We start from the raw sequence: 8,215 nt of genomic DNA on the forward strand, positions 1-8,215 counted from the left end.
GCGCGATGGCGCCCGGGGCCGCCCCGGCTTCTTGCATAGAATGTGCAATTACTTCCAGATGGCAGAAAGTGTGGGGCGGATGCGTTCACCGGTGGTGCTGGGTATCGAGTCGTCCTGCGACGAGACCGGCGCCGGTCTCGTCGCGGACGGGAAGCTGCTGGGGCACGCGGTGGCCTCCAGCATGGACGAGCACGCCCGCTTCGGCGGCGTCGTGCCGGAGATCGCGGCCCGCGCGCATGTGCACTCCGCGATGCCGGTCGTGCGGGCGGCCCTGGCGGACGCCGGGCTGGAGATGCGGGACATCGGCGCGATCGCCGTGACGACCGGGCCCGGGCTCTCCGGTGCCCTCCAGGTCGGCGTCGCCGCGGCCAAGGGCCTCGCCTACGCGCTCGGTGTGCCGCTGTACGGCGTGCACCACCTCGCCGGGCACGTGGCGGCCGACACTCTCGAACACGGTCCGCTGCCCGACCCGTGCGTGGTGCTGATCGTCTCCGGCGGCCACACCTCGCTGCTGCTCGTGCGCGATCTCGCGCGCGACCCGATCGTCCATCTCGGTGACACGCTCGACGACGCCGCCGGTGAGTGCTTCGACAAGGTCGCCCGCGTCTTCGGGCTGCCCTATCCGGGCGGTCCCGCCGTCGATCGGGCGGCGCGCGAGGGGGATGCCCGCGCGGTCGCCTTCCCGCGTCCGCTCACCGGGCCGCGCGACGACCGGTGGGCGTTCTCCTTCTCCGGTCTGAAGACGGCCGCCGCGCGGTGGGCCGAGCAGCACCGGGCGGCGGGCCGGCCGCTGCCGGTCGCGGACGGGGCCGCCTCGTTGCAGGAGGCCGTGGCGGACGTTCTCACCCGCAAGGCCGTCGCCGCGTGCGTGGAGCACGGCGTGCGCACCCTCGTGGTCGTGGGCGGCGTGGCCGCCAACTCGCGGGTGCGGGCGCTGGCCCAGGAGCGGTGCGCGGCGGAGGGGATCGCACTGCGCGTGCCGCCGCTGAGGCTGTGCACCGACAACGGTGCGATGATCGCGGCGGTGGGCGACCTGCTGGTGAGGGCGGGGGCGGAGCCCGCGCCGCTGGACGTGTCCGTGGACCCGTCGGCCCCCCTGGAGTACGCGTCGCTCGTGCCGCGCGCCGGGGCCGGCCGGGCGGCGGTGCCGGAGCTCAGGAGGACGGCACAGGCCCCCGCAGGTGCGCGCTGATGTACTGGATCGGCCCCTCGCCCATGGCGGGCACATACGTGTGGGCGTTATGACGCCCGCCGGGTATCTCGCGCAGCGACGTGTGCACCGGGCCCTTGCCGTACGCGGCGACGAACTGTTTGGCGGCCCGCATCGCGCCGCGTTCCAGCGTGCCGACCTGGAAGGCGAGGTAGACGTCGGGACCGCCGCGGTCGATGATCCGCTGCGCGAGCACCTGGGGGTCGTTCTCCCGGCGCTCCGCCTCGTGGCCGGCCCACAGGGGCGAGTCGGGGACGATGTCCGGTCCGGAGGCGATCGCGGCCTTGAACCGGTCCGGGTGCTGGAGCACGGACTTCAGGCCCGCGAAGCCGCCGGAGGAGGAGCCCATGAAGGCCCAGCCGTCGCGGGAGCGGAGGGTGCGGAAGTTCTGCCGGACGAGATCGGGCACGTCCTCGGTCAGCCAGGTGCCCATTTTCGGCTGGCCGGGTATGTCGCTGCCGTCGCGGTAGAACTTCTTGTCCGGGTTCAGCGAGGGCATCACGACCACGAACGGCAGGCTCTTGCCCTCCCCGGCCCACCGGGCGATGCTCGTCTGGAGCCCGAGGTCGGCGCCCATCCAGTAGTTCTGCTGCGCCCCCTCGCCGCCCGGCAGGGCTATGAGCACCGGGAAGCCGCTCCGCGCGTACCGCGGGTCGTCCGTGTACTCCTTGGGCGCCCACACCCACACCGGGCCCGTGAAGCCCGACTTCGGCCCGTGTAGCGTCGTGTGGGCGATCTTGGTGCCGTCCGGCAGGGTGCTCTCCACGGTGAACTCGGCCTCGGGCCCGGTCGGCAGCCGTGTCCCGGCGTCGACGCTCGCGGACGGGCCGCTCCCGGTGGCGCTCCCGCGCGGGGCGGGGCGCGAGAAGCTGATCCGGTCGCCCTTGTCGGAGAAGACCCCGAACCGGTTCAGCAGGGGCCAGGCGATCAGCCCGAGGACGACGATCCCGGCCGCCACGAGGGCGGCGACCGTCAGCCGGCGGGCGCGCGGTCCCCGGCCCGCCCGGCCGGGCCGGGCAGGCCCGGGGGAGGGAGGCGGCTCGTGAGGTGCTCGGTTCATCGCATCGCTCCGGACATCGCACTGCCCCCGAGAGTGCACTTCCGGATTCTCCCGGACATCCCACTGTGTGTATCTGCCATCGACTTCGGGGTCCCGCCGGTACACCCCGTTCCGGCTCCCTGCCCGAAGCGCCGGATGTGCCGAGGGAAAATGCCAAAACCTCTACCCTGAGCAGTGCACATCGGTTACCTTCCGTCGCAGCGGACACGCCATTGGTAATCGCGGAATGCTGAATGAGGAACGTGTGACCGGTATCGACGGGTGCTTAGCCGAGGCCATGACCATCCCCGGGGCCCGGGGCGCGAGCCTCGTGGACTGGACCAGCGGCCTCTCCCTCGCGGCGGCCGGCACCGGACCGGGCATCGACCACGAGACGGCCGCCGTCGAGGCCGCCGAACTGGCGCGGACCGCCGTCGAGGGCCGTGCCTTCACGCGCGGCGGCGCGGGCGAGGACATCGTGGAGGAACTGATCCTCACGGCCCGGGGCGGCTACCACCTGATCCGCTTCGTGGAGACCGGCTTCGACAGCAGCGTCCTCCTCTACCTGTGGCTGGACCGCGCCGAGGCCAATCTGGCTGTCGCCCTCTTCCGGCTGAAGGACCTCACCACCCGGCTGGTCCTGGCATGACCTCCCGCATACCCGACCTGCCCGACCTGCTCGACCGGCTGGCCGCCGAGGGCGCCACCGGCGCGCTGCACGGCCACGTCGGCGCGCTCTACCTCGCCGACGGCGCCGTCGTGCACGCCGAGAGCCCCGCCGTGCCCGACGTGGGGCGGCGGCTGACCGCCGGCGGACGGCTCACGCCGGAGGCGTGGCAGGAGGCCGTGGCCGAGGGCGGGCCCGGCTACCGCGCCGGCAGCTATCTCGTCGAACACGGCCGGCTGAGCCGGGGCGAGCTGGAGCTGTGCCATCTGAGTGCGCTCTTCGACGCCGCCTACTTCCTCCTCTGCCCGCTCGACGGCGCGGGGCGGCTCCCGGACCGCTTTCTGAAGGAGGCCCGGCACTGGCTCGGCCCGGTCCGCCCCGTCCCCGTCCCGCTGCTCCGGCGGGAGGTGCGCCGGCGCCGCGGACTGCTGGAGCGGGCCTGGCCGTGCCCCCAGGTCGACGCCGCACCCGTGGTGCCCGTACCGGCCCGGGCCGCCGGGCGGCCCGGGCCCGGGAGCGCCGTCGGCCCGCGCGGCCGCCGGGCGGTCCTGGAAGCGGCCGACGGTGTCCGCACGCCCGTGCAGATCGCCGGAACGCTCGGCCGCTCGGCCTTCGCCACCCTCCTCGACGTCCGCCGGCTGGCGGCCGCGGGGCTCGTCCGGACCCCCGAGGCGGGCTCGCCTGCGCCGCGCGCGCCGCGGTCCGCCGCGGCCGTCACGGACGTCGCCCTGCTCCACCGCATCCGCGACGCCCTGGAGGCCCTGTGACCCGACCACCCGACCGGCCCACCGCCCCCCGGACCCGCTACGGCCAGGACCGACCGAACCCATGATGAGGCGCGCCTTGAGGACGTTCGCCGGAAGGAGACAGCCGATGACCCCCGCACCCGAGGTGCTCGCCGAGCTCCAGGGGTTACGCACCCGGGTACCGCATCTGACCGGTGCCCTGGTCGCGAGCACGGACGGGCTGGTGATCGCGCATCTCGTGACCGGCATGGAGCCGGACGGCGTGGCCGCGCTGACCGCCGCCGCCCTGGGCGTCGGCGCCCGGCTGACGGACGCCGTCGGACACGGCGGCTTTCGCGAGCTGCTCGTCGCCGGTGAGCGCGGTTACGTCGCCACGTACGCCGCCGGCGCCTCCTGCGTGCTGACCCTCATGGCCTCGGCCGACGCCAACGTCGGCCGGCTGAACCTGGAGGCCCGCCGGACCGGCCCGCGGATCGCCGCCCTGGTCGACGCGGCGCTGGAACGCCGCCGCCAGGAGTAGGGCCCCGGGCCCGGCCCCCCGCACCACCGGCCGGACCCGTCCACCGACCACCGATCGACCGACCACCGATCCATCGATCCCCGATCAACGATCAGAGAGAAGCGGACCACACTCATGGCCAACACCGAAACGGCGCTCAAGGACGCGATGAGCTCGATCGAGGGCGCCCTCGGCGTGGCGCTCGTCGACTACGGCAGCGGCATGGCGCTCGGCACCCTCGGCGGTTCACCGCAGCTGGACCTCAACGTCGCCGCCGCCGGCAACACCGACGTGGTGCGGGCCAAGCTGCGCGCCATGGAGATGCTGGGCATCCAGGACAGCATCGAGGACATCCTGATCACCCTGGGCGGTCAGTACCACCTGATCCGGCTGCTCACCGGGCGGGGCGGCAACGGGCTCTTCCTCTACCTCGCCCTGGACGCCAAGCGCGCCAACCTGGCGATGGCGCGCCACCAACTGCGGCGCATCGAGGCCGAGCTGGAGGTCTGACCGCCGGGCCGGGCGGCCCGCCGGGGCCGCCCGGTACCGCCCGGTGTCAACCGGCCTACCAGTCGGCGCGGCGGTAGTCCTTGAGGAAGCAGCCGTAGAGGTCCTCGCCCTGCTCGCCCCGGACGATCGGGTCGTAGACCCGCGCCGCGCCGTCGACCAGGTCGAGCGGCGCGTGGAAGCCGGCGGCCGCCAGCCGGACCTTGTCCGGGTGCGGGCGCTCGTCGGTGATCCAGCCGGTGTCCACGCTGGTCATCAGGATGCCGTCGCTCTGGAACATCTCCTGGGCGCTGGTGCGGGTGAGCATGTTCAGCGCGGCCTTGGCCATGTTGGTGTGCGGGTGGCCCGCGCCCTTGTAGCCGCGGCTGAAGACGCCCTCCATCGCCGAGACGTTCACCACGTACTTGCGGCGCGCCGGAGAGGCGGCCATCGCCGGGCGCAGCCGGCTGATCAGGATGAACGGCGCCGTGGAGTTGCAGAGCTGCACTTCGAGCAGCTCGACCGGGTCGACCTCGGAGACCGTCTGGATCCAGCTGTTGGTGGAGTCCAGGTCCGGGACGAGGCCGCCGGCGTCGATGGCCGTGCCCGCCTCGATGCGGGCGAGCGAGGCCGAACCGCTGACCAGGGCGAGATCGGTGACATCCTGGGCGCTCAGGCCCTCACCCGAGCCCGACGGCAGCGCCGCGACGGCGTCCACGGCACCGCTGCCGAAGGCACCGATGACCTCGGCCGCGGGCAGCTCACCGGCCGGCAGCGGCGCGGACTCGGCGGCGAGCAGCTCGCTGTAGGCGCGCGGCGAACGGCGCACCGTCTGGGCCGCGTTGTTGATCAGGATGTCGAGCGGGCCCTCGGCCGCCACCGAGTCGGCGAGCGCGACGACCTGTGCCGGGTCGCGCAGGTCGATGCCCACGACCTTCAGCCGGTGGATCCACCGGTCGCTGTCCGGCATCGCCTTGAACCGGCGGATGGCGTCGTTGGGGAAGCGCGTGGTGATGGTGGTGTGCGCGCCGTCGCGCAGCAGCCGCAGCGCGATGTACATGCCGATCTTGGCGCGGCCGCCGGTGAGCAGCGCGCGCCGCCCGGTGAGGTCGGCACTCGCGTCGCGACGGGCACGGTTCTCGGCGGCGCAGTCGCGGCACAGCTGGTGGTAGAAGGCGTCGACCTCGGTGTAGCGGGCCTTGCAGACGTAGCAGGAGCGGGGGCGCTCCAGGATGCCGGCGATCTCGCCGGCGGCCGAGGAGGAGGGCAGCAGGCCCTGTGTCTCGTCGTCGATGCGCTCGGCGGAGCCGGTGGCCGTGGCCTCGGTGACGGCCCGGTCGTGCGCGGTCTTGGCGGCGCGCCGCTCCTGCCGGCGGCGCTGCTTGACCATCCGGTAGATGCCGGAGGTCGCCCGGCGTATCTCGATCGCGTGGGGATGGTCGACCGGCAGCTCGTCGAGCTCCTTGAGCACGCTCAGGCAGATCGCCATGCGCTCCGGGTCGATGCCCTCTGCCTGCTCGTCCGCGACGTCCGCCGCGCCGCGGCTCTCTTCGGTGACCGTCATCCCCGTCGTGTATCCCAGTCCATGTGTTCGATCGAAGCGTTCATGGAACTGTACGTAGGCGGGTGCGAGAGCGGCAAACCCGCAGGGGAGGGGGCCCATCAAGGGCGCCGGGCATTATATCAGACCTATTCGGCTCTCTGGGTTAAATGTGGCTTGTAGTGCCCATATCGGCACATTCGGGCATGAACTCCCGGTCACAATTGGCGCTCAACACCCCTTAGAAAGGTTTGGCCATGTCGCGTATCGCCAAGGCAGCCGTCCTGACCGCCGCTGTCGGCACCGCCCTCACCGGTGCCTCCGGTGTCGCCCTTGCCGACGCCGACGCGGGGGCTGCGGCTGTCGGCTCCCCCGGTGTCATCTCGGGCAACGTCATCCAGATCCCGATCCACATCCCGATCAACCTCTGCGGGAACTCGATCGACATCGTCGGCCTGCTGAACCCCACGTTCGGCAACACCTGCATCAACACCTGATCGCAGCCCCCACAGACTGCGCGACAAGCCGGATCGCGCACCAGCGCGGGGTGGGTCAGAGTCAGCCGCCGGTACCCTCTCCCGCGCGACCGTGGCGCCCATCAAGGTCTTGATGGGCGCCACTGCTGCGTGCGGGGCGCTGCGCGCGGGCCGGCGCCGGCGGGGAGGGCGATGCCGAAGGGGAGGAGCCGTCCTCCGTGTCCCCGTCGCCCCCGGGCCGCGCGGCCCGCCCGGCGCCCGGCAGATCCGGGATCTCCACGATCGGCGGGAGATCGGGGGTCAAGTGCGAGTGCTGAGACGTCATGGTGTCCCTGCCCTGTTTCGTCGATGATTCATGCCGTGTGTCGATGCCGTGTGTCGTTCAGCGGGCCGACGCCAGCAGCTGCTGGCGCAGCCGGGCGCAGGTGCGGCTGAGGATCCGGGAGATCTGCATCTGCGAGACGCCCAGCCGCGCGCCGATCTGCTTCTGGGTGAGATTGCCGAAGAAGCGCCAGTACAGGACGTACTTCTCGCGCTCCGGCAGTGCGTCCAGCAGCGGCTTCAGGGCCTGGCGGTCGACCACCAGCTCCAGCGCCCGGTCGGCCCGGCCGAGGGTGTCGGCGAGGGGAAGCTCCTCCGAGCCGCTGACCGGCTGGTCCAGGGAGAGCGTCTGGTGCACGCCGTCGGCGTCGAGACCGCGGCGCACCTCCTCCTCCGACAGCCCCGTCTCGGCCGCCAGCTGCGCGGGGGTCACCTTCGTCCCCGCGCCGCTCTGCTCCAGCCGTGCCCGCGCGGCGCGGACGGCGGCCCGCAGCTCCTGGTCGCGGCGCGGGATGTGCAGGGACCAGACGTGGTCCCTGATGTGCCGCTTGAGCTCCCCGTTGATCGTGGGAATGGCGAAGGACTCGAAGGCGAACCCGAGCGCCGGGTCGTAGCGGTCCACCGCGTGCACCAGGGCCAGCGCGGCCACCTGCCGCAGATCCGCCGGGCTCTCCCCGCAGGTGCGGAACCGCACGCTGATGCGCTCGGCCATCGGCAGCCAGGCGGCGATCACCTCCTGCCGCAGCCGCTCGCGCTCCGGCCCCGGGGGCAGCTTCGCCAGCCGGGCGAAGAGACCGGCGGTGTCGGAGGGGTCGTGCTCGCGCGCCCGTCTTCGGAGCGTTGACTCAGCCATGGTCACCTCGCTCATGCGCCAAGGAGCCTGCCGGCCGGAGCACCTCCCGAGATGCGGTTGCCCTGGCACCCCTCGCACAAACGGCCGAGGGCCGGGGCGACTGCTGTCGGCCACGCTCGTCCCAGCATGACCCGGCCCGGCCCGGCGCGCGACCCGGAGCGGTTGGGCGACTACGGACCGCGAGAGAGCGCGCCCGCGGCCGCGGGGCCGGACGGGCACGGCGGCACGAGCCCACCGGGCGGCCCCGCCCGGCCCACCGGACCTGCGGTTTCCTAGAGTTGACGCCATGTCGATCTCGTTAGCGAGCCTGACCCGGCTCCGTACCGCACTCGTCGCCCTGGCGGCCGTGGCCCTCGTGGGCACGGCCGCCGCGACCGC

At 73.0% G+C, this 8,215-nt stretch carries 9 protein-coding genes; 6 read left to right on the forward strand and 3 right to left on the reverse strand.

The annotated features are described in order from the left end of the window. Positions 1-79 precede the first annotated feature (79 nt). On the forward strand, positions 80-1,192 hold the full coding sequence (gene tsaD / locus AB0K09_RS25215; protein WP_366067662.1) for a tRNA (adenosine(37)-N6)-threonylcarbamoyltransferase complex transferase subunit TsaD: 1,113 nt from the start codon (positions 80-82) through the stop codon (positions 1,190-1,192). On the opposite strand, the gene AB0K09_RS25220 is transcribed toward tsaD, so the two are convergent. Next, positions 1,155-2,270, reverse strand: a complete 1,116-nt coding sequence (locus AB0K09_RS25220) for an alpha/beta hydrolase-fold protein (protein ID WP_366067663.1) — start codon at positions 2,268-2,270, stop codon at positions 1,155-1,157. The two genes, tsaD and AB0K09_RS25220, sit on opposite strands and share 38 nt — an antisense overlap. A gap of 244 nt (positions 2,271-2,514) precedes the next feature. Here AB0K09_RS25220 and AB0K09_RS25225 point away from each other — a divergent pair, with 244 nt between their 5' ends. The 4 genes from AB0K09_RS25225 to AB0K09_RS25240 all read left to right on the forward strand — a co-directional run bounded on the left by AB0K09_RS25225 (position 2,515) and on the right by AB0K09_RS25240 (position 4,671). After that, positions 2,515-2,898 (forward strand): hypothetical protein, encoded by a 384-nt coding sequence (locus tag AB0K09_RS25225; protein WP_366067664.1) that lies wholly within the window; start codon positions 2,515-2,517, stop codon positions 2,896-2,898. Beyond that, positions 2,895-3,683, forward strand: a complete 789-nt coding sequence (locus tag AB0K09_RS25230; protein WP_366067665.1) for a transcriptional regulator — start codon at positions 2,895-2,897, stop codon at positions 3,681-3,683. Before AB0K09_RS25225 ends, AB0K09_RS25230 begins: the two co-directional genes overlap by 4 nt. A gap of 106 nt (positions 3,684-3,789) precedes the next feature. Next, positions 3,790-4,182, forward strand: a complete 393-nt coding sequence (locus tag AB0K09_RS25235) for a roadblock/LC7 domain-containing protein (protein WP_366067666.1) — start codon at positions 3,790-3,792, stop codon at positions 4,180-4,182. A gap of 114 nt (positions 4,183-4,296) precedes the next feature. Continuing rightward, the gene (locus AB0K09_RS25240; protein WP_366067667.1) at positions 4,297-4,671 is read left to right on the forward strand and encodes a hypothetical protein; all 375 of its coding nucleotides are present in this window, start codon (positions 4,297-4,299) and stop codon (positions 4,669-4,671) included. A 55-nt stretch (positions 4,672-4,726) separates the two neighbouring features. On the opposite strand, the gene AB0K09_RS25245 is transcribed toward AB0K09_RS25240, so the two are convergent. Further along, on the reverse strand, positions 4,727-6,211 hold the full coding sequence (locus AB0K09_RS25245; RefSeq protein ID WP_366067668.1) for an SDR family NAD(P)-dependent oxidoreductase: 1,485 nt from the start codon (positions 6,209-6,211) through the stop codon (positions 4,727-4,729). Between the two features lie 233 nt (positions 6,212-6,444). Here AB0K09_RS25245 and AB0K09_RS25250 point away from each other — a divergent pair, with 233 nt between their 5' ends. Beyond that, positions 6,445-6,684 (forward strand): chaplin, encoded by a 240-nt coding sequence (locus AB0K09_RS25250; protein WP_366067669.1) that lies wholly within the window; start codon positions 6,445-6,447, stop codon positions 6,682-6,684. Positions 6,685-7,045: 361 nt separating this feature from the next. Here AB0K09_RS25250 and AB0K09_RS25255 read toward each other — a convergent pair whose 3' ends face one another. Then, a complete protein-coding gene (locus AB0K09_RS25255; RefSeq protein ID WP_366067670.1) occupies positions 7,046-7,837 on the reverse strand; it encodes a sigma-70 family RNA polymerase sigma factor in 792 nt (263 codons plus the stop codon). Positions 7,838-8,215: the final 378 nt, after the last annotated feature.

Origin of the sequence: Streptomyces sp. NPDC049577, from assembly GCF_040675635.1 — a bacterium.
GTDB lineage: Bacteria > Actinomycetota > Actinomycetes > Streptomycetales > Streptomycetaceae > Streptomyces.

Coding starts and splice junctions, on each gene's coding strand:
- AB0K09_RS25245 (WP_366067668.1), bottom strand. CDS start 6,211: ATGACGGTCACCGAAGAGAGCCGCGGCGCGGCGGACGTCGCGGACGAG.
- AB0K09_RS25220 (WP_366067663.1), bottom strand. CDS start 2,270: ATGAACCGAGCACCTCACGAGCCGCCTCCCTCCCCCGGGCCTGCCCGG.
- tsaD (WP_366067662.1), top strand. CDS start 80: ATGCGTTCACCGGTGGTGCTGGGTATCGAGTCGTCCTGCGACGAGACC.
- AB0K09_RS25250 (WP_366067669.1), top strand. CDS start 6,445: ATGTCGCGTATCGCCAAGGCAGCCGTCCTGACCGCCGCTGTCGGCACC.
- AB0K09_RS25235 (WP_366067666.1), top strand. CDS start 3,790: ATGACCCCCGCACCCGAGGTGCTCGCCGAGCTCCAGGGGTTACGCACC.
- AB0K09_RS25240 (WP_366067667.1), top strand. CDS start 4,297: ATGGCCAACACCGAAACGGCGCTCAAGGACGCGATGAGCTCGATCGAG.
- AB0K09_RS25255 (WP_366067670.1), bottom strand. CDS start 7,837: ATGGCTGAGTCAACGCTCCGAAGACGGGCGCGCGAGCACGACCCCTCC.
- AB0K09_RS25230 (WP_366067665.1), top strand. CDS start 2,895: ATGACCTCCCGCATACCCGACCTGCCCGACCTGCTCGACCGGCTGGCC.